Genomic DNA, 21,014 nt, shown 5'->3' on the forward strand with positions numbered 1-21,014 from the left:
CTCGGCAGGCGTGATGGGCACAGCCACTCTGGACAAGGTGTGCGCACAGTTACGGCAACAAAGAGTTAATCACTGAGAATATCGGGCATAACCCGGGGCCAGGATGGCAGTTAAACAGCCCTGACAAGATGGTTTCAAGGGAGCTTGTATGGATACACATCTGCTTTACCAGAATCTGGCGGTGATCGCTGCCTTCTTGCTGATCTACAGCCTGATCGCGGGGCGCTTCGAATCAAAGCTGGTCAACGGCCCCCTGCTCTTTCTGCTGACCGGCTGGTTGCTGGGGCCTGGCGGGCTGGAGCTGCTCTCCCTCTCTATCGACAGCGCCGGCATCAAGCTGCTAGCCGAGCTGACTCTGGTTATCGTTCTGTTCAACGATGCCGCCAATACCAACTGGCAAGTATTGCTGGCCAACCGCCAGCTCCCCATCCGGCTGCTAATGATCGGCCTGCCACTGACGCTCATCGCCGGAGCCCTGTTTGGTCACTGGATCTTCCCCGACCTGCCACTGCTGGAGATGGCCATCCTCTCCACCATTCTTGCCCCCACGGATGCGGCGCTCGGCAAGGCGGTGGTGAGCAACCCGGCCGTACCGGCGCCACTGCGCGAAGGGCTCAATCAGGAGAGCGGCCTCAACGACGGCATCTGTGTGCCTGTGCTGCTTCTGCTGCTGGCCCTTATCGCCCCCACAGAGCAGCACGCAGGCACAGCCACGCTGGCCATCACCCTGATGCTGGAGGAGATCGGCATTGGCCTCCTGGTCGCTTTTGTACTGACCAGCCTAACCATACGGCTGCTGAAAATCTCCTATCTCAACGGCTGGCAACTGCCGCTCTGGCGCCAGCTCACCATGCCGGGACTGGCCCTGCTCTGCTTTGCGCTGGCCCAGAGTCTGGGGGGGAGCGGCTTTATCGCCGCCTTTGTCGGCGGTCTCTTTATCGGGCGCAGACTCGGTGAACACAAGCACGCCTATATGGACAGTTGCGAAGGCTACGGCGACCTGCTCTCCGTGGTGATCTGGATGGTGTTTGGCGCAACTCTGCTCCCCATGTTGTCGGAGCTGATGCACTGGCAATACTGGCTCTATGCCATTGCCAGCCTCACCCTGCTGCGGATGGTGCCGGTCTGGCTGAGCCTGCTCGGCACCGGCCTCAAGCCAGAGCTCAAGCTCTTTATCGGCTGGTTCGGCCCGCGGGGCCTTGCCAGTATCGTCTTTGCAGTGATGGTGCTGCAAAACCAGCCTGCCCTGATTGGCCAGCGCCCCATCATCGCCACTGTGCTCTGCACCATCATATTGAGCGTGCTGCTGCATGGCATCACCGCCAACCCCTGGGTCACACGTTTCAAACCCCGCTGAACCACTTGGCACTCATAAAAAATGCCACCGACCGGTGGCATTTTTCTTGTCTGGTGGGGGTCACTAACAGCGCTTAACCAAGCGCCAGCCAGACTCCCACCCCCAGCATCAGAGTACCGGCGATGCGGTTCATCAGGGTGACGTTGCCGCTCTTGGCGAGGAAGTGGCGCAGAGTTCGGCCACCACTGGCGTAGAGCAGCAGGCAGGAGAATTCGATGACCAGAATAAGCGCCACCAGCGCAGTGATCTGCGGCACCATCGGCTTGCTGGCCGAAATGAACGGTGGCAGCAGGGAGATCATGAAGGCCCACCCCTTGGGGTTGGCAATGGCGGTGACGAAACCCTGCACCGCCAGTCCCATGGCGCTGGTCTGCTGACCGGACGAAAGATCCGCCGGAATGGCCATCTTCCCCTTGGCCTGCCACATCTGGATACCGAGCCAAACCAGATAGGCGCCCCCCACATATTTGAAGGCGGCAAAGATCCCCGGATAGTTGAGCATGATGGCAGCCACCCCGATCACCGACAGCACCGAGACCAACCCGACTCCGATCAGCTCCCCCCACATCATGTGCAGGGTACGGCGCACCCCCAGGCTCATCCCCAACGTCATCGACAGGGTCATGCACATGCCGGGGGTCACCGAGACAAAGAAAAAGGTCGGGATAAACAGAGCCAGAATGGCCGGATCGATCCAGCTGGACACTACACACCTCCATACGCCAAGAGCGGGGAATCACGAAAACGGGACAGGATTGACTCAATCCGGCCAGTTGTACCACATATTCAGGGGATCAAGCGTTCAATCATGCATATATGGCGCCTTTTTCACAAGGAAAAACCTTTTCTTCAGCAAATTTCAGCAATAAAAGCCTGTGACAGCTCCTGACGTAGGTGTGTAATATGTCGGCTCCTCCCATTTCGGATTAGAGCCATTTATGTCATTGAATAATCTATCAATACGTGTCCAGGTCCTGATACCGCTGCTGCTGGCCAGCCTGCTGATGATGGTGATGATTGCCATCAGTAAACAGGGGCTGGATGAAGCCATCAATGACATAGATGAGACGACCCAGAGCGTGGTCCAGCACAAGGACGATATTGCCAAACTGATCCACGCCACCTACCGGCTGCGCACCAGCGCCATCTATGGCCTCTACGATGCCAAGCTGTTTGCCGCACTACCTGCGAACCTCAACAGCGCCGAGCAGGAGATCAACACCATTCTCGGCCGTCTGGTGCTCCCCGGTGCCGAGCAGGATAACCGGCAGGTCGCTGCCGCCCTGCAGGCCTACCTCAGCCATACCCGCAGCAACATGCTGCCGCTGCTGGCGCAAAAACATCAGGGTGGCGGCGATCCGGTCGCCTACGAGGCGGCCCGCCTCCATTTCCGCGAGCTGGGTGAACAGCTGATCAAACAGATCGACAGCATGTCGGCCCACATCAACCAGCTGATCCAGCAAGAGCTGGCCGACGAGCAGGCTCACTACGACGCAACCCTGCTGCGTACCCTGCTGCTCACCGCCGGTACCCTACTGGCGGCGCTGATCTGTGGCTGGGTCCTCTCCGGTCGCATCGTCAGCCCCATCGGTCAGTTGCAAGAGGTGATGCACGCCGTGGCGCAAGGGCGCTTCAACGTGCGCGCCAAAGCGGATGGCAACAACGAGCTGACCCGTCTGGCCAAAGATATCAACCTCACTCTGGGGCAACTTGGTAGCACCATCGAGAACCTGACCGGGATCAGCAACAGCGTCGCCTCCGCCGCCACCGAGCTGGCCGCCGTGATGACCCAGGCTGAAGCCAACGCCCAGCAGCAGCACAGCGAGATCGAACAGGTCGCCTCCGCCGTGACCGAACTCTCCAGCACAGCAGACAACGTCAACCACAACGCCGCCATCGCCGACGAGCTGGCGCGGGATGCCAATGGCCGGGTCGAACAGGGGCTCGCCCTCTTTACCGAAAGCATCGCCGCCAACAGCCGGATGGCAGGCAGTCTGGAAGATGCTGCCGCCATCGTGGCTCAGCTCAAATCCCAGTCCGAGCAGATCGGCAAGGTAATTGAAGTGATCCAGGGGATCTCCGAGCAGACCAACCTGCTGGCGCTCAATGCCGCCATCGAAGCGGCCCGTGCCGGCGAAACGGGTCGTGGTTTTGCGGTGGTGGCCGACGAGGTGAGAATGCTGGCAGCCCGTACCCAGGACTCCACCAAGGAGATCCAGGCCATCATCGAGCGGCTGCAGAGCCAGTCCCAATCCGCCAACAACGGCGTGCAGGAGACCCTGGAGATCCTCGGTCATAACCAACGCCTGTCAGCTCAGGTGCAGGATCTGCTGAGTGGCATTACCGGTGCCGTACGCCAGATCAACGACGCCAACGCCCAGGTCGCCACCGCAGCCGAGGAGCAGTCCTGCGTCACTGCCGACATCAACCGCAACATCACCAATATTCACGAGATCGTGAGCCAGAGCTCCGCCGGCATCAGCCAGAGCGCCAGTGCCAGCAACGAACTCTCCCAGCTCGCCGAGCAGCAACGCAAGCAGCTGGCCCAATTCCAGCTGTAAGCGCACAAAGTGAACCAGACAAAAAGGCCCGCAAGGGCCTTTCTTGTTGATGGATCAATGGCTTTGTATCTGTTTTAAACGCCATTTTTTGGCTTGTGGCGCCATAAGGGGCTGGGCTGCCCTGTCAAATATCGGTATGGTAGAGGCACGTTACTCCCCCTCACGTGAGCACACCATGAGCCTGAGATTCAAGAAACCCGCTTTTATCGCCTTGGGGCTCATCGCCCTCATTTCCGCCGCCTGGCTCGACTACTACCTGCCGGAGCACACCATCGCTACCATCACCGGGGTCGAGGTGAAGCGCACCGACAAGGATGGCCCCATCAGCCAGAAAAACCCGGCTGACGGCCCCACCACCGACGTCTATTACATCTACACCGAGCGCCCCGGCGAGAAGATCCGGGTGTTTCGCAATGAAGATACCGAGTGGGGCTGGCCCTTCTACTTTAAGTTCAACGCCGCCGACGTCCAGGCCAAGGCCAAGTCGATGGAGTTCGAGAAACGCCTAGCCATCATCACCTCCTACGGCTGGCGCGTGAACATGTTCTCCATGTTCCCCAACGTCACCAAGATCGAGAGCACAGAGCCTGACGCCTCCACCTGGAGCTTCTTCCGCTGGTTCTGGTTCGGCCTCTGGGCACTGGTGATGGGCAAAGCCGCCATCGCAACCTGGCGCTACTTCGATCGTCTTGAGGATGAGATCTGATGGAGCCGAGCAAGACCCGCACCAGTTTCTACCGGCGGCTCTACGTGGCCTGGCTGATCAGCCAAGGCACGGATACGGTGCCCGCCATCATGGAGGCAACCGGCATGCCGCGCCGCACCGCGCAAGATACCCTGAGCGCGCTGGCCGAGCTCGACATCAGCTGCGCCTTCGAGCAGACCGAGGGGGCTCGCCACCTGCAGGGACACTACCGCATCAGCGACTGGGGCCCCATCAATCCGGCATGGATCAAGGCTCAACTGCCGCTTATCAAAGAGACGTTGAGCTATCCCTGAAATGATGTCGAGTCAGGCCTGCGACTGGGGAACCTATTGCAATCCGGCATGGATCAAGGCTCAACTGCCGCTTATCAAGGAGACGTTGAGCTATCCCTGATCAGGGCGCTAAGCAACAATAAAAAAGAGGGGCCAGCCGACAAGGCTGGCCCCTCTTTTTTCAGGCCGATGGCCTAACAGGTGGCTCTACTCGGGCATGGCCGAATCTTCAAGCTCCCCGTCTGACTCACCGCGGGTGCAGTCGATGATGGAGCGCTTGGGGTTGTTGGGATCGCGCAGCAATAGGGGCGCCAACCCCTCGTCATGCTTCTGCTCGTCACCAAACTCGCTGCCGTAGGCGTTGTGGGTCAACCGGCGGGCATTGGCGATGGGGGTATCGACAAAGAGGGCATGCACTTCGAAGCTGGAAGCGGGCACGATAAAACCGACCACCGGCAAGCCGTGCAGCTCCTCGTGCACCTTGTACCAGGCAAAGCCGTCGCTCACCTTGTAGGGGGTGTAGTTGGCCAATTGTAGATTGGCGGGCCTGCCCGTCTCATCCACATAGAGATCGGTAAATTCACAGGTCGCCAGCCCCTGCCACATCCGCTCGAATGGCGTCGCACAGCCTGTCAGTTGCAACCCGGCCAGCAGCACCAAGCCTCTCTTCCACATTCCCCGCCCCTTCTTGCAAAAATGAACCGGCGCTCAGTCAAACGCCCGCAGCCGCGTCACCAGCAGATCGATAAAGCCCGGACGATCCAGCCCCAACAATACCAGCGCATTGGCTGGCTTGCCGGTCAGACCATAACGATCCACCACCGTCATCCCCACGGTATGCTCCCCCCGGGTCTCGATATCGACCCGGCACTCGACCCCGTGAAACAACTCGGGAGCCAGCAACCAGGCAATGGTACAGGGGTCGTGGAGCGGCGCACCAGCAAATCCCCACTTGGGATCCCGATGGTAGATCATGAAAAAGTCGAGCAACCCGGCCACACACTGGGCCACCGGGTTGGTGATGGCGCGCACCCGTTCGATATCCTCATCCATCACCTGCGCCTCGTGGGTCACATCGAGGCCACACATGATGATGGGGATGCCCGACTTGAACACCATATCGGCCGCTTCCGGATCGACATAAATATTGAATTCCGCCGCCGGCGTCCAGTTGCCAGCCCCTGCGGCGCCCCCCATCAATACGATGCGGGCAATCTTGGGTTTGAGCTCGGGGTGTGCTGCCAGCAGCAGGGCGATATTGGTGAGCGGCCCAGTCGGCACCAGAGTCACAGGCTGCTGGCTCTCGCGCAGACATTTGGCCATCAGCTCGATCCCCGTCATCCTCTGCGGTGCAAAGGCGGGATCCGGCAACTTGGGGCCATCGAGGCCCGATTCGCCATGGACGTTGTCGGCGATAATCAACTCGCGGGCCAGCGGTTTCGGCGCCCCGGCCGCCACCGGAATATCGTCCCGCCCCAGCAAGGTGAGGATGCGCAGGGCATTGTTGAGGGTCTTGTCCGGTGTCTGGTTGCCCGCGCTGGTGGTAACTGCCAACACGTCAAGTTCAGGGCTGGCCAGCGCCAGAATCAGGGCGATGGCGTCGTCGTGGCCGGGATCACAATCGAGAATAACGGGCAGTGCCATGGGATGAGTCCTTACAACATAACAGGGAGCCATACCTTAACAAGCAAGCCTCGGATGAACTCGGGAAGGGGTCACAAAACGGGGCCTTGTTGCTGACCTGGGCGGTTTGCACGGCACGCAACCTCGCTCAACACGGCTCATTATCAAAAGGTTGCATGGCGTCATGCCGTTCATTTTCCGAGGCTGCGCACCACCCATTCGCCCGGCCGCGCCGGTTCGGGTATGATCGTCCCCCGTTTCCAGCCCGTGTGCCCTATGTCTGTTATCGTCGACACCTTTATCGCCCCGCCCTGCAGTGCCGCCATCGAGATCCTGTTTGAGGATGAGCATCTGCTGCTCATCAACAAGCCGAGCGGCCTGCTGAGCCTCTCGGGCAAAAATCCGCAGAACCTCGACTCGGTTCACTATCGACTGGTGCAGGATTTCCCCGGCTGCACCCTGGTGCATCGCCTAGATTTTGGCACCTCAGGCATCATGGTGGTCGCCAGAAAAAAGGCCATCAATGCCCTGCTCTGCCAGCAGTTCAGCCAGCGGGCGGTGAGCAAAGCCTACAGCGCCCTGCTCTGCGGTCATCTGATTGACGACGAAGGAGTTATCGACGCCCCTATCGCCAAGGATCCAGCCCTCTTTCCGCTGATGAAGATCTGCGCCGCCAGCGGCAAACCCGCCCGCTCCCGCTATCAAGTGATCGAGCGGCTGGAGCAGCAGATTCAGGGGCAGACCGTACCTTTGACCCTGGTACGACTGGTGCCGGAGACCGGCCGCACCCATCAGCTGCGCATCCACAGTCAGCTGCTGGGTCACCCCATCCTCGGCTGCGATCTCTATGGTGGCCTGCTGCCAGCCAGCTGCGAACAGGCGCCGCGGCTGATGCTGCACGCCAGCGAGCTGGATTTTACTCATCCGATGAGCGGCGAGCCGATGCAGATCCGCTGTGCGGCGCCTTTTTAGGGGCAATAGGTAGAGGCAGCCAGCGCAAGTGCGACGGGATCAGTGAAAGGCGTGACGGGAGAGGAAAAGCGGTAAACGGCGGATAAAGATAGGGGCCGCGCTTTCGCAACGGCCCCCACCCCCCACTCTTTGTGGTGCTATCAGATCAGCTTGCGGGCAGCGCCCAGTACGATCTTGATGGCATCAGATTCGGTCTTCGCCATGGTCTCGGCGTTCGGGATCTCTTGCTGGGTGCGGTTGACGATAACGCCAGCCACCATACCGGCACGCAGGCCCTGGCTGGAGCACATGGTCAGCAGGGTTGCGGACTCCATCTCATAGTTCAGCACGCCCATGGCTTGCCACTCTTTCATGGAACCCTGGAAACGGCTCACTACGCGGCCGGATACGGTGTCGTAACGCTCCTGACCCGGGTAGAAGGTGTCAGAGGAGGCGGTCACACCGATGTGCAGCTTGGAGCCCATCTCTTTGGCGGTGTTCACCAGCGCGGTGGTGCAGTCGAAGTCGGCAACAGCCGGGAACTCCATCGGTGCGAAGTGAAGGCTGGCACCGTCGAGGCGCACGGAACCGGTGGTCACGATCACATCACCCACGTTCAAGTGCGGCTGGATGGCGCCGGTAGTGCCGATACGCAGGAAGGTGCGGATACCCAGCTGGGCCAGCTCTTCTACCGCGATGGAGGTGGACGGGCCACCGATACCGGTAGAGCAGATGATCACGGCCTTGCCGTCCATCTCGCCGCGCCAGGTAGTGAATTCACGATGGCTGGCCAGGTGCACCGGGTTATCCAACAGCTCTGCGATACGCTTCACGCGCTCGGGGTCACCGGGGACGATCGCCAGGGTGGCGCCTTGCAGATCCGCTTTCTTCAAACCCAAGTGAAATACATCAGACATAGTGGACTCCTGGTTGCCCCCTGCCAGCATGGTCAGGGCACAAGTTAAGATGATTCTTTATGATACTTTCAAGCCTTTACCCCCCTCTTCGGGGAGGCGCCAACTATGGTCGAAAGCGCTTTCCAATTCCTTGAAGCGCCTCACACTTCCACGCATTGACAGTGACAAACATTGCGCAAAACGTTTGCTAACTCAATGAAATAATTGACAAACGTTTTTCTGCTAATCGAGTCAGATGCGGGAAAGTCAAGCCTGGTTCAGCGCTTAATTAACGACTCGTGATCGACCCCGTAAAGTTGTAAATAAGATGCTTTTGTATCCCTTTCTAGATGGTAGCCTAACTCTCAACTACCACTTAATGGCTAACTATAGGAAGTCCATCATGGCTACATTCAAATTCTATATTCCCGCAATCAACCTGATGGGTGCCGGCTGTCTGCAAGAGGCCGCCGCCGATATCAAGGGTTACGGCTATCGCAAGGCGCTGATCGTCACCGACAAGATCCTCAACCAGATCGGTGTGGTCGCCAAGCTCACCACCCTGTTGGCTGAACATGGCATTGAAAGCGCAGTTTTCGATGAGACCAAACCCAACCCCACTACCAGCAACGTCGAAGCGGGTCTGGCGATGATCAAGGCCAACGGCTGTGATTGCGTCATCTCGCTGGGTGGCGGCTCGCCCCACGACTGCGCCAAGGGCATCGCGCTGGTCGCCGCCAACGGTGGCAGCATCAAGGATTACGAAGGGGTGGATCGCTCCGCCAAGCCGCAGTTGCCGCTTATCGCCATCAACACCACCGCCGGTACCGCCTCCGAGATGACCCGCTTCTGCATCATCACCGACGAAGCGCGCCACGTGAAAATGGCCATCATCGACAAGCACGTTACCCCGCTGATGTCGGTCAACGACCCCGAGCTGATGCTGGCCAAGCCGGCTGGTCTCACCGCCGCCACCGGTATGGATGCCCTGACCCACGCCATCGAGGCCTATGTCTCCACCATCGCCACCCCGGTGACCGATGCCAGCGCCGTGATGGCCATCGAGCTGATTGCCAAGCACCTGCGCACCGCCGTTCACCATGGCGATGACCTGCATGCCCGCGAGCAGATGGCCTACGCCCAGTTCCTGGCCGGCATGGCCTTCAACAACGCAAGCCTGGGCTACGTGCACGCCATGGCCCACCAGCTGGGCGGTTTCTATGACCTGCCCCACGGTGTCTGCAACGCCGTGCTGCTGCCCCACGTTCAGGCGTTCAACGCCCAGGTGAGCGCGGCTCGTCTGAAGGATGTGGCCCGCTACATGGGTGTGGACGTGAGTGCCATGAGCGACGAGCAGGGCGCTGCCGCTGCCATTGCCGCCATCAAGCAGCTGGCGCTGGATGTGAAGATCCCGGCCGGTCTGGAGCAACTCGGCGTCAAGGCCGATGACTTCGATACCCTGGCCAGCAACGCCCTGAAAGATGCCTGCGGCTTCACCAACCCGAAACAGGCGAGCCACGACGAGATCGTCGCCATCTTCCGCGCGGCGATGTGACGGCTGCCGGATTGCCAGAAAGGGTCGCAGTGCGGCCCTTTTTATTGGCTGATGGATCAATGGCTTTTTACTTCCGTGGAGGGAGTCGGTATGATTTGCCGAGCCAAAAAAGCCAAATTCTCTATGTAGATCAATCACCTGAAAGAAATCAGAAGTCCCTTTTAATCGTTCTCTGGGGCACTTCTGAGGCACCTTTGAGGCACTACAAGAGGATTAAACGATGAGATATTTAGAATCACGGAACGGCATCTATTACTACCGCCGTGTTGTGACAGTTAACGGCAAGAAACACACAAAACGAATCTCTTTGAGAACACGTGACTATCTAAGAGCACAAAAGGCGGCTCTTGATTTGTTTTTTGAATCTGAGTCAATTGAACCTATTGCACTGCATACAAACAGCGCTGATAAACAATCTGTTATACCGAACCACACGCCCTATTTTGAATCTGAAGCTGTTCAGGCTGTCAGTGTATTGCCCTGCCCTAAAGAATCGATCCTAGAGCATCCTACAGCGTCAGAAGTTGAAGCACACAATAATATAGAGGTTGTTTCTGATGATTCTGGGAATACACTATCTACTATTATTGATATGTATGTCTCTGAGGCTTCGCTTAACTGGAGCATCAAAGAAAAACAGACACAACAATCATTGTTTGATTCATTTATTAAATTTGTGGGTGATGCAGATATTAAATCTCTATCTAAACAAGACGCTGTTAATTATAAAAACAGTCTGAATAATTCACCTGTAACACTCAATAAAAAATTGTATAAGCTGCAAGCATTGTTTGAATACATCCATAATCATTATGAAATCCCTAATATATTTAATGGGTTATTGGTTAAACGTGTCAAATCAACAAACAAGCGCACTGCATACAAACACAATGAAATTGAGTCATTGTTAAAATTTGCTGATGCTATTCCAAAATCAAAGGAGTGGCGTAAACACCTATTGTATTTGAGTATCTTCACAGGATGCAGGGCTAACGAGTTGTGCCAGTTGTATAAAGAAGATGTCATTAAAGTTGATAATGTTTGGTGCATATCTATTAATGATAACCATGCAGATAAGTCGTTGAAGACACCACAAGCTAAACGGTTGGTGCCTTTGCACACAAAACTATTGAACAATGGTTTTATAGAATATGTTAAGAATACACCAGATAATAAGCGTCTGTTCAGGATGTTAAATTTTAGGGATGGTGGATACAGCAAGGGATATGCGGCATGGTTCCATCGCTCTAACCCTATTGTTGCTCGCAATCTGCATGAACTTAGACACACCGTTAGCACACGCCTAAAAGAGGCCAATGTCACATTGCAAGTTGCGGCTGCTATCATGGGACACAGCACAGGCAACAACATGACATTTGAAACTTATGGGTCTGGGGCCAATATGCCTGTTAAATTGCTGAAAGAATCATTGGAGTCTGCACTATGAACACAAAACTATTCTTAATGTTTATTGAGCCCATGATAAAGGGCTCGGCATCTTTGATGCTGGTGTTATCTCTCACACTATCATCATTTGTTTATGGTGCTGCTTATGACCATTACAGTCTGAAATCTGATGAAGTTAAGGGCAAAAATCGTATTTGCTACTATGAAAACAGTAGAGGTGATGGGCACACAGTCACTTTGCCTAAAGCCAAACGATGCAAGAATTATATTAAATTGAATTAAATAATAGATATAGGCGTTTTTAATTATATTAAATTCATTTGATTTGTAATTTTTAAACTCGTTGACACACAACACAATTATATATTAGTCTCTTGGAGTCCTTCGGGGCTCCCTGTTTCATGTGAGATAGGGGAACACAACACAAGAGGTAATAGATGTACGAAGATATTAATGTTGTATTGTCAGATATTCAGTCTCACTTAGAGTCAAAATATAAAACAAACAGTTTGAATATTATTAATGAGGAGCGCTTTGCTGTTTTTCAAAATGAAAATTTTCATTTTGTAGTGGATGCATGTTTTATACAATGCCGTACAGACAGTGATTTTTTAATTCCAATAGAAACAAGAATTAATGATGCAATTGGAAATCTTGCTATAAGTCAAGGAAAGAAATACAAGTTAACAAGGGATGAAAACCCAAGTCAACTCCCATCTTACGTTATAGTTGAAATTTAATAGATAGTGTTAGGGTGTTTGGCGATCTCAATGGTCGCCTATCTTCCAACACAAACAGTACAGTAGGTGACGCACCCGTGTGCGTTACTCAAAGCAACACAACAAATGTTTAGTGCGAAATCGTACTATACACATATTTACTTTAGGACGGAATCGTCCCTTACTTTATAACCTTGGGACGAAATCGTACTAAACATTATATTGTTTGGGACGGAATCGTCCTTCTATGTAAGAACAAGAATTAAGTAAGAACAATAAATATATAAGAACAATAATTAAATAAGAACACTATATAATAGGCTGTCGCCTTAACACACAAACATATTATTCCTTTATTTTATATTTGTTTATATATTATATTATGTTATTGAGTCGATTAGACTCTATGTTATTCAATAGCGACAGAGGTCGCCTATACTGTTGTGTTAATGAGGCTATTCGCCTCTAATGTTGTGGTGCCAAAACAGACTGGCCCCAATATACCTATATGCTTCGTGTCCAAATACAATGACACTGTGCCTATATGATAAATCTAAATTCATAACCAACATAAAAACACATGTTGTCTATTCATTAAGATTTATAGTGACAAACAAATAAAATAAAAAACATAGAGTATTGCTGTGTGATATAAACCATAGTTTAAATTATAAATTATGTGTGTTGTGTTCAATATGAAATATATGTGTGATAAGCGATAGCTATGTTATTGGTGTTCAAGCGTAGCTAATACGGCCTGTATGACCCTGTATTCAATTGTGTTGTGTTGGGGAATACACATGCCGCCATAACGGCTCAGAAGCTCGTATAGAGCGTTATAGAAGGTTTGGTGTGTTATATTAAGCCTGCTGTGTTGTATATAGAAGGTTTGATTTGTGTTTGACATTGAAATTTTTTGTGTGTTATACTGAGCAGGTGAAAAATATTTTCAAAAATGCTTGAATTTTTTGGTTTTATATGTTAAAATACAATTATACAATCGAGAAAGGAAATTAAAATCTAATCTTGTTGTATTCCATTTGACTATTTAGTCACGACGCATTCACTAAAACTTATGCTTTCATATCCTGTATGAACGGCAGATTTTTATTTTATCTAAATAAGAGGAAACATGTATAGAACAGTAGAGCAAGCAGTCTCCGCCATGTTGGCAAAGTATGAAGATATCCGCAAAGCCATCCAACGCGCACAACAGTATATGAGCAAAGCAAAAAGCGAGGAATCTTTCGATTTCTGGGCAAGTGTTGTTGAGGAACTTCAGAAGTTAAAACCGAAGAAACAATACAAATTTAAAACTAAAGAGGAATAAAACATGCAACTTAATCTTCCGCGCCTGATTCTTCGTTGGATTAACGAGAGTCGGGGAAATATGAGTATCCAATCCTTTATTATCAAAAAAATTACAGAATCCAAAGACTTTAGAGACTTCGAGGAAAAATATGGCAAACAAGAAAACTAATGAGATCGTCTATAAAAACGGCCTGTTTACTGGAATTTATAAAGGCCCTAATGGCAACATGCTGACCGCAACACAGATGATTTATGAAGTTAATGGTCATGAAGTTGTGGCAGAGATTGAGAACGATTTTAAACTTCTCTATGCCTTCTTATATGACCAATATCGCAGCTTTCAATTCCAACAAAAAGATTTTTTTGAGGAATGGGGGACAATATTCAAAGCTATTGGTCGCAGCTACAACGCTAAATCTAAAGCTATGGTGAAGTTGTTAGAGGATTGCGGCCTGTTAAAACAAATTAAGATGCCTAACGATAATCGAAGAATCAAGATTGTTAGTGATGTATCCCTCAAGAATATTCGTTTCATTAATTCAGATTATGATAAACACCGCGAACAACAGAAAGCCAACAACGCTGAACGTGTTGCCGAATATGCTGCATTCCACGAAGAAAAAGAAAAAGCAAAGCACCAAGCCAAACAACCCCATAATAACACCAAATCAAAAACTGAGGTAAAAGACGATGGGTCTCGAAACGAAATTGCGATTAATACAGTTGAAACTCCACATGATACAAATTCAGAAGGATTTGGAAGTGCAAAAAACATTGCTGTTGATGTGATGAAAGATAAACAAGACGACTTGCCTGATCCCTTCCTTGATGATTGCGGTGTGTCCCATGATTCTGGATTCGAGGAGTACAATAGCACCAGAGGTGCCGAGCCTTACGGCTCACTTAACAGCCAGCCCAAACCCATAAAATCCGTCAAGCAATCACCCCATCACGAACCTGGAAGATTGTGTGATAAATGCTTCAAGGACTCCAAGGGCGATTGGGATTGTCGTGATAGTTATTGTGATAACTGTATACCCTTTTAAATAGAGGAACGAAATGGATAATCAAGAAGTCATCGAATATTATCACAATGATAAAAAGTTAATCAATCGCTATTTTCTAATCAAACAAATCGCAAATAAATTAAAAGAAGGAAATGAATAATGTCTATTACTACCGAAAGCCTAAACTACCTTGGAACTCTGATTGCTAACAGTTCAGCAGAACAGCCTGAGAAACATGAAATGCTTGCCTTCCTTGCAGAAATGGAAGATGCACAAAAGCAGTTAGATAAGCTGCTGCTGACGTTGGCGGTGATGTTCGACCAAAACGATTACTCTGAATTAGCGACAGAGTGCCGCAAGTTCATTTTTAAATAAGAGGTGTAATGAGCAAAACAAAATCAGAATATTCAATCTATTATGCAATTCATGACAATAACCAAAAATTGTGTGCTGTAATCAAGAAAAGAAAGAATAAAAGTTCCCTCATTGCGGGTTTCATGCCTGCAAAACAATACACTAAAACTTTGTTAGGTTTCTTCCCCTCTGATTTCTCTGTGACATCGGCCATTGATGAAGCTATGAAGCATTCTGTCGCCAAGCGAGGGCGAAGGTTAACGGACAAACAGAAACAGCATATAAAGCAGCAGGCGCAGCTTCTTATCTCTTCTAATGTGTCTATGCGAGAAGCAGCAAAACTATTAAATATCGACCGTCAAACATTACAGAAACTTTTGTAAATAGGTGGCGATTATAGGGGGTCGCTACCTATGTATCAGAAGGTGGCGATCTTTGTTTTAAGTTGTTGATTTTAATGGCTTTATCTCGCTTATTTTTAACCGTTATAGCCCATCTAAAAAATAAATATAAGGAAAAATTTATGTCTAATTTCTACCAAGAAAATGAAGGACTACCAGAGGTTACAACAAAGTCAGGTGGCAAGGCGGTAATCCCTCGACAATCGGGGCACCTTGATCAACCAATGGATTACTACGTACACCGAGAGTTACCAATCGTTATAGGAATTTATAGTTATACAGTTAATAAGAATAGGAGTATCAATACTTTTTCAGCATGTGAGGTTATATGTTTAGAAACAGGGATTGTGTTACCAGCACACCATAAATATAGCTTGCTTGCTAAACGTCTTGTTAGTTCTGGAAAGCTGAATTTCAATTCCTATTATCTCGGTTCGTATAAACCTTTAGATTTAGAGCTTCAGGATAAGATTAAAAGCAAGCGTGAACAACGCCTACAACAACAATAAAAAATAAAATAGGAATATAAAATGACAGACCAAGTGATTTCAAAATTAGTTAACCAAGTCTCTTTCAAAATTGATAATAAGAGCTGGCGGGACGCTCAGAATAAGATTAAACGCCTTGCCGGAATGTGGCACAAGAGCAGCCAGGGATTTTCAAAGGCAATGGAGCAAGGCCGTAGGGCCTCCAATATGCAAGCTAAAGCCACTCAACAACAAACACGTGCAGAAATTCGAGCATACCGAAACCGAAAGAACACATTAAAAGCAGATAACATTAGATTCCAAGAACAAATTAAAAATAACATTGATTTTCGCAAGCAACTCCAAAAGACAAACATGGAGTTTTTGAAGGGCTCGCTATCAGCAAAAGAACGTGCTGCAACTATCGGGCAACTGACCAAACATTATCGCTCTCTAAATCAACAGGCTAGCCGCTATAATCAATCCTCCAAGGCTCTTGGGGCGATTAACAAGGTTAGGCAAGGGGTATCTAGCGTCACACGCTTAGGTGTTGCAGCAGCAGGCGCAGGCGTTGTTGGTGGCGCTGCCATTGCACACAACCAGTACAATAAAGTTAAAGGTGAAGGTCAGCAATACGAGGCTCTGACTATTCGCTTAATGAATGTGTTTGGTGATAGAGCAGAAGAGATCTCAGACATCATTGCAAACATGTCAGACAAGAATGGCAGAAACATTTTAGACACTGGTTTGGCTTTGGTGGAGTTTGCCGCTCTGATGCAGCCCCTCGGCGACAATGTAGACAAAGCAATCTCAAGTTTCCAGAAGTATCAAGATGCCCTGGCATCTTATGGGCTCGACAAACAAGCAAGCCAAGGCTTTATGACTCAGTGGTCACAGGCCCTAGCATCTAACACCCTTGATTCATATCAAGAAGCCATGCGCCAATGGGCTCCTAACTTCAAAGCCGATTTTGAAACATGGATTAAAAAGCAGAAAGGCATTAACGACTTCTCCGAAAACATCACAGGTGGCAAAAAATACAATCTTAAAAAGTTGATGGATGAATATCTAACAGCTAATGCCGCAATGTATGCCAGCAAAGCACAGCTATATAAAAATAGCTCAATGGCACAAGATGAAAGAGCAGGCAATGCTTTATCGCTTGCGATCTATCGTGTCTTCGATAGTAGCGGATTTAAAGATGCGATGAAATTTGCTAATAAAATCGTATTGTCATGGTCTAACACATTAGAAAATAATTCTGACAAGATTGGTACAGTCTTCGCCAATCTATACAAAATCGCCAGTGAATTAGGCGATGGTGGATTTAAAGTCTTATCTACATGGTTGTCAGAAATAACAGCACAAGATATCAAAGGATTTTTCCACGAAGTTAAGAGTGCTGTTCAAGATTTTGCCTATGTGATTCGGAGTGTCGCAAACTTTATTCGCTCATTTATCCCTGACGCACCAACTCCAACACCAATAGACATTGCACAACAACGGACAGCGGACCGACAAGCACAAACGAGCAATTGGGCGAACTCTGCAAGCACCTATGGCCCTAAAATCAACATTCCTCAACCAACATTCAAAGCTCCTAGTTTCGCTGATAATTTGGTAAGTAGTCGTGTCATTCGCAGCCAATCACAACCCTCTAATTTCTCAGGAATACTAAGTTTGAAAATTGACACTGAGGTTAATAAGAAAGGATTTGCGGATTTTGTAGATTACCGAATCGATAACAATATGCAACAAACAATTAACTTGCTTTCAGATTAATTATAACAGGGGGCTTTAAATGTAGCCCGATTAACAATAGAGGATAGAATGCCAAATTACACCATGTTCATCTCTGGCAATAAACATAATAAGACACAACAATCTACGTCTGATTCAGATATTGTTATGATTTTTGATAGTGTTCAAAATTATAACATCTCATTGCAAAATGAAAAGACACAATATGCTATTGAATCACGTTCTAATATAACAGATCATGTATTCTCTCCTGATGGAAAATTTAGATTTACAGGTGTCATTACAACCGCACCATATTATGTCAATAGGGATGTAGAGTGGGACAAGAACACCGACCCTAATGCACCTAAATCTTCAGACCGTATTTCAAAAGCTTATGAGGTATTAAAAGCTGCACGAGACAGCCGAAGCGCCATTAGCTTAGAGTTTGAAGAGGGCTCAATTAGCAATTACGTTATTACAGATTTAGATATGAGCCGAGAAGGCCCGTTAGACCAAATGGTATTTAGTGTTACACTAACAGAAATGCGAAAAGTAACTATAGGTCGCACTGTGCTTGCTATGAATGTGGGTGCAGATTTAGATAATAGTGCCAAAGCAAATAAGAACTTGGGTAACAAAAATAATAAGGTTGAGGATTTCAATAAGCGCGCTGACATGTCAAAACCTGCAATCAATCCTAACACACCAAAATTTAAATTCTTTGAACAAAACTTGAAAAAATAAACCAAATATGGTTGCTAACTATTGAATAATTTATGTTTTTATGATAAGATAGTTATATAAAGTTGAAAATCAAAAAGCCTTTTTTAGTTGCATTTAAAAGACCTCTGACGATTCATATTTTATAACTCCGAACAATTAACATGTGGCTATCCTTCAGCAAGATAGTCACTATGTTTCTTTAAATGTTTTAGTTTTAGAATATTTAAAGAAGAATAGAGATTGAGCCCTTTGTTCCTCCGATAAAACTAATTACTTTTTTTTGTGATTGCGAGTTGCGATTTAAGTTAATTAGCCTCTGTAAGGCCGAGCGTAAAACCTCGGCTTTATTTTTATTTGCTAACAACCAATGTTGGCTAATTTCAATGGTTAATTATCAATTAAATATTTAATTAAATTTAATATCTGGCTGAATCCTTGTGTATCAAGGGTTTAGCACACGTATTTATTTTAATTTAAATTAGGTAATTAAATGGAAAATTAAATGGATAATTATAACCATGCGTTAAATGCTATCAAGAAGTCATCTAATCCTGAAAAACTTGATTCCTCAAAAGTTGAAATTAAAAAATTCAATGAAGAACAGATGATTGCAATCGAACCCCTATATTGCAAACCTATGGACTCTGATTCCCACAACCAAGGCATGACAGAAGAAGAGATTCGCAAGATGGTCGATAATATCAACGCGAATATTCATAAAATCTCTGGGAATATTGGGCACGTATTTAATACAGATGGTTTTTATTTTGTTAAAGCTTGGGTGAATGAGTGTGAATGTATGATTGGTTCCGAGTTTGTTCCAGAAGGTCAGCCTATTATTAAAGTTCAATTTACAGATGAAACTTTGTGGTCTATGCGTAAGACAGGTCAACTTCAAGGTTTGTCTATTGGTGCATTAGGTGTTGTTGTTGAGAATCCAGAATATAAAGAGGTTAAATGATTCCAAAGGAATTAATTAAAGATGTCACATTTGATTTCGATGCCGACGAAACTACGTGCGGCCCCCATATTGCTTATACCCTACAATCCCAAGGTGGGGCGGCTTCTGGTTTGAATGATAGTTATCTTTTCAAATCTAAAAGTATTTCAGAAGAAACTATCAACGAAGCGGAAGAAATAAAAAAAGCAATGCTTGCCCAAAAGTCAGAAGTTACTCTAAAAGATTCTACTGATTTTTTAGAATTATTCAGGGCATATAAAAACAACCTAAGTAATAATAATTAAACAAGGAACAATAATATATGAAACTTGCTACTCAATCCCGCTCACGTCATGATGTTCTGCAATATGCAGTTGATGACGTATGGTGTGTTAAGACTATTAATTTCCCTTCGGGGTTGCCTGTCGATCTAACTACTGGCGATGCCGTAGATCCTGCAACCATGACTAAAGTCACTGGCACTTCAACGGAATGTGTTGTTGTCGCCGACCCAGTTAAAGCAGGCGCTAATTATGTTGTCGTATTCGATAAACTCGTGAACCTTATCAGTTCACAGATTAGCGGTGCAAGTGCAGCAGGGACAACTAAGGCCCTTGAACTACTGGCACAAAACCAATTTATTCGCCTAGTCTAAAACTATAATAAGGAAATAAAATGTCTGATATTAACAATTTCGTAGTCAGTGACTTTTCTACCGTCTTCGCTGACCGTCCTGTTTATAATCGCCTGCTACAATCTCTCGGTATGTTCCAGTTTGAAGCAGTAGGGCAAAGCCGTGTTAGCTTTGATTATCTGCTAAACAACAAGCAAAGCACTGTTGATGCTGTAGCCCGCTATGGCTCTGAGTTCAAAAGTTCCTCTAAGTCTAAAGCCTCTCTGCACCAATTTGAAATCCCTCATTTCGCCTTGATGGATAGCGTGACACCTGAAGACTGGCAAGGTAAACGCTCACCAAGCACTAACCGTCCAATGGATGCTGAGGATGTAGTGGCACAATATCTTGTCAATCACTATGATAGTTTTGAAGATACTATTGAAAAATATATGGCTGATGCCCTTTTCCGTAGCATTCAAAATGCACCATATACCCAAGAACCTGTTATTGATTTACAAGTCGAGTTCGGCCTGAACCAACAGACACAGAATATTGATTGGTCTAATTCTGCAACTGATGTTGATAGCGCAACAGATGACATTCAAATTAAAATCAAAACTGCCCTCGGTGAACGAGTTCGGATGATGGAGAAAATTGTCTGTGTATGTGGCTCTCAATACTTCAAAAGCGTAAAGGCTAATGCCAAGGTTCGAGAAGCGTTTACTTTTGTTAAACCTTATGAGCCAGAAAACATTATCCATAAGTTCTATGAAGTTTTGCCAGGGGTTCAATATTTCGATTACAACGGCATTATGTTTGTTATGACGACTGACCCCCTCCATGGTGTTGGATCTAATGATGCATATTTCTTCCCGAAAATGCGAAAAGAAAGTGGTGTGTTTAAACACTTTGGCGGCCCTGCATCTCGCCATGCTGACATGGCAATGAAAGGCGGTGCCCGTTATCATCAATACCAGCTTAAAGACCCCAAATGGGGCAACCTTGAGGTTGTGGGTGAAATGGGCGTTATTGCTGTAAACCACCTTCCTAATATCGTTGTGAAATCTACTAATGCAGTCTAATATCTATTGATATCTGCATGGTTATTGAGGGTTCTATTATTCACTAACAAAATTTAAAGGGAGGGTTATTGCTTTTATTTAAGCTTTCCCTTTATGTCACTACAATTTTATTCTGTATATGGTTGTGGTTAGGTATCTTTAAGATATTTGGTTTTATATTGCCACCTGTAACACTATGGATAATTTATAGTATGTGGGTTAGTGATAATTGAGGCCTTATGGCCTCTGGCATCTTTGATGCTATTTGATAATTGAGACCTAAGTGTATGTGCCTTTATGTTTAAATTAACAATGGTCATTAATAAATAATTGACAACCTGAGT

The 21,014-nt window shown here is 48.1% G+C and carries 23 protein-coding genes; 19 read left to right on the forward strand and 4 right to left on the reverse strand.

Annotation, left to right across the window (positions count from 1 at the left end; translation table 11 throughout):
• Positions 1-148 precede the first annotated feature (148 nt).
• On the forward strand, positions 149-1,357 hold the full coding sequence (locus G5193_RS08380) for a cation:proton antiporter (RefSeq protein ID WP_421205789.1): 1,209 nt from the start codon (positions 149-151) through the stop codon (positions 1,355-1,357).
• A 73-nt stretch (positions 1,358-1,430) separates the two neighbouring features.
• On the opposite strand, the gene G5193_RS08385 is transcribed toward G5193_RS08380, so the two are convergent.
• Positions 1,431-2,063, reverse strand: a complete 633-nt coding sequence (locus G5193_RS08385) for a LysE family translocator (protein ID WP_216954223.1) — start codon at positions 2,061-2,063, stop codon at positions 1,431-1,433.
• A 232-nt stretch (positions 2,064-2,295) separates the two neighbouring features.
• Here G5193_RS08385 and G5193_RS08390 point away from each other — a divergent pair, with 232 nt between their 5' ends.
• The 3 genes from G5193_RS08390 (at position 2,296) to G5193_RS08400 (ending at position 4,917) form a co-directional block, all read left to right on the forward strand.
• Positions 2,296-3,918: a methyl-accepting chemotaxis protein gene (locus G5193_RS08390; RefSeq protein ID WP_216954225.1), complete on the forward strand. Its 1,623-nt coding sequence runs from the start codon at positions 2,296-2,298 to the stop codon at positions 3,916-3,918.
• A 175-nt stretch (positions 3,919-4,093) separates the two neighbouring features.
• Positions 4,094-4,624: a DUF1523 family protein gene (locus G5193_RS08395; RefSeq protein WP_005337948.1), complete on the forward strand. Its 531-nt coding sequence runs from the start codon at positions 4,094-4,096 to the stop codon at positions 4,622-4,624.
• On the forward strand, positions 4,624-4,917 hold the full coding sequence (locus tag G5193_RS08400) for a winged helix-turn-helix domain-containing protein (RefSeq protein ID WP_204827381.1): 294 nt from the start codon (positions 4,624-4,626) through the stop codon (positions 4,915-4,917). The genes G5193_RS08395 and G5193_RS08400 overlap by 1 nt, the downstream gene beginning before the upstream one ends.
• Positions 4,918-5,103: 186 nt before the next feature.
• Here the strand turns inward: G5193_RS08400 and G5193_RS08405 are convergent, their stop codons facing one another.
• Both G5193_RS08405 and rihA read right to left on the reverse strand, forming a co-directional pair.
• Entirely contained in the window at positions 5,104-5,571 is a 468-nt protein-coding gene (locus G5193_RS08405; RefSeq protein ID WP_005337958.1) for a hypothetical protein, read from the reverse strand.
• Positions 5,572-5,604: 33 nt separating this feature from the next.
• Positions 5,605-6,540, reverse strand: coding sequence for a pyrimidine-specific ribonucleoside hydrolase RihA (gene rihA, locus G5193_RS08410; RefSeq protein ID WP_216954227.1), 936 nt, complete (start codon positions 6,538-6,540; stop codon positions 5,605-5,607).
• 222 nt (positions 6,541-6,762) lie between these two features.
• Between rihA and G5193_RS08415 the strand changes: the two genes are divergently transcribed.
• Complete coding sequence (locus G5193_RS08415; RefSeq protein WP_216954229.1) at positions 6,763-7,491, forward strand: RluA family pseudouridine synthase; 729 nt, start codon at positions 6,763-6,765, stop codon at positions 7,489-7,491.
• A gap of 140 nt (positions 7,492-7,631) precedes the next feature.
• Here G5193_RS08415 and udp read toward each other — a convergent pair whose 3' ends face one another.
• A complete protein-coding gene (gene udp, locus G5193_RS08420) occupies positions 7,632-8,387 on the reverse strand; it encodes a uridine phosphorylase (RefSeq protein ID WP_005337975.1) in 756 nt (251 codons plus the stop codon).
• Between the two features lie 382 nt (positions 8,388-8,769).
• On the opposite strand from udp, the gene yiaY reads away from it, so the two are divergent.
• From yiaY to G5193_RS08490, 14 genes are all read left to right on the forward strand, one after another.
• Complete coding sequence (yiaY, locus tag G5193_RS08425) at positions 8,770-9,921, forward strand: L-threonine dehydrogenase (protein WP_058058016.1); 1,152 nt, start codon at positions 8,770-8,772, stop codon at positions 9,919-9,921.
• Positions 9,922-10,141: 220 nt separating this feature from the next.
• Positions 10,142-11,368, forward strand: coding sequence for a tyrosine-type recombinase/integrase (locus G5193_RS08430; protein WP_421205790.1), 1,227 nt, complete (start codon positions 10,142-10,144; stop codon positions 11,366-11,368).
• Positions 11,369-11,765: 397 nt separating this feature from the next.
• Positions 11,766-12,068: a hypothetical protein gene (locus tag G5193_RS08435; RefSeq protein ID WP_421205791.1), complete on the forward strand. Its 303-nt coding sequence runs from the start codon at positions 11,766-11,768 to the stop codon at positions 12,066-12,068.
• A 1,111-nt stretch (positions 12,069-13,179) separates the two neighbouring features.
• Positions 13,180-13,377, forward strand: coding sequence for a hypothetical protein (locus tag G5193_RS08440; protein ID WP_411665864.1), 198 nt, complete (start codon positions 13,180-13,182; stop codon positions 13,375-13,377).
• Between the two features lie 130 nt (positions 13,378-13,507).
• Positions 13,508-14,404 (forward strand): DUF6945 domain-containing protein, encoded by an 897-nt coding sequence (locus G5193_RS08445; protein WP_421205792.1) that lies wholly within the window; start codon positions 13,508-13,510, stop codon positions 14,402-14,404.
• A gap of 120 nt (positions 14,405-14,524) precedes the next feature.
• Entirely contained in the window at positions 14,525-14,740 is a 216-nt protein-coding gene (locus G5193_RS08450) for a hypothetical protein (RefSeq protein ID WP_421205793.1), read from the forward strand.
• Between the two features lie 8 nt (positions 14,741-14,748).
• Entirely contained in the window at positions 14,749-15,102 is a 354-nt protein-coding gene (locus G5193_RS08455; protein ID WP_421205794.1) for a hypothetical protein, read from the forward strand.
• A gap of 140 nt (positions 15,103-15,242) precedes the next feature.
• Complete coding sequence (locus tag G5193_RS08460; RefSeq protein WP_421205795.1) at positions 15,243-15,629, forward strand: hypothetical protein; 387 nt, start codon at positions 15,243-15,245, stop codon at positions 15,627-15,629.
• A gap of 21 nt (positions 15,630-15,650) precedes the next feature.
• Entirely contained in the window at positions 15,651-17,369 is a 1,719-nt protein-coding gene (locus G5193_RS08465) for a hypothetical protein (protein WP_421205796.1), read from the forward strand.
• A gap of 48 nt (positions 17,370-17,417) precedes the next feature.
• On the forward strand, positions 17,418-18,074 hold the full coding sequence (locus tag G5193_RS08470; RefSeq protein WP_421205797.1) for a phage baseplate protein: 657 nt from the start codon (positions 17,418-17,420) through the stop codon (positions 18,072-18,074).
• Between the two features lie 481 nt (positions 18,075-18,555).
• The gene (locus G5193_RS08475; protein ID WP_421205798.1) at positions 18,556-19,014 is read left to right on the forward strand and encodes an XkdF-like putative serine protease domain-containing protein; all 459 of its coding nucleotides are present in this window, start codon (positions 18,556-18,558) and stop codon (positions 19,012-19,014) included.
• The gene (locus tag G5193_RS08480; RefSeq protein ID WP_129146530.1) at positions 19,011-19,298 is read left to right on the forward strand and encodes a hypothetical protein; all 288 of its coding nucleotides are present in this window, start codon (positions 19,011-19,013) and stop codon (positions 19,296-19,298) included. Before G5193_RS08475 ends, G5193_RS08480 begins: the two co-directional genes overlap by 4 nt.
• 17 nt (positions 19,299-19,315) lie before the next feature.
• On the forward strand, positions 19,316-19,648 hold the full coding sequence (locus G5193_RS08485) for a hypothetical protein (RefSeq protein WP_421205799.1): 333 nt from the start codon (positions 19,316-19,318) through the stop codon (positions 19,646-19,648).
• A 20-nt stretch (positions 19,649-19,668) separates the two neighbouring features.
• The gene (locus G5193_RS08490) at positions 19,669-20,691 is read left to right on the forward strand and encodes a major capsid protein (RefSeq protein ID WP_421205800.1); all 1,023 of its coding nucleotides are present in this window, start codon (positions 19,669-19,671) and stop codon (positions 20,689-20,691) included.
• Positions 20,692-21,014 lie beyond the last annotated feature (323 nt).

The sequence above is a fragment of the Aeromonas sp. 601027 genome (genome assembly GCF_049174455.1).
Classification (GTDB): domain Bacteria; phylum Pseudomonadota; class Gammaproteobacteria; order Enterobacterales; family Aeromonadaceae; genus Aeromonas; species Aeromonas veronii_A.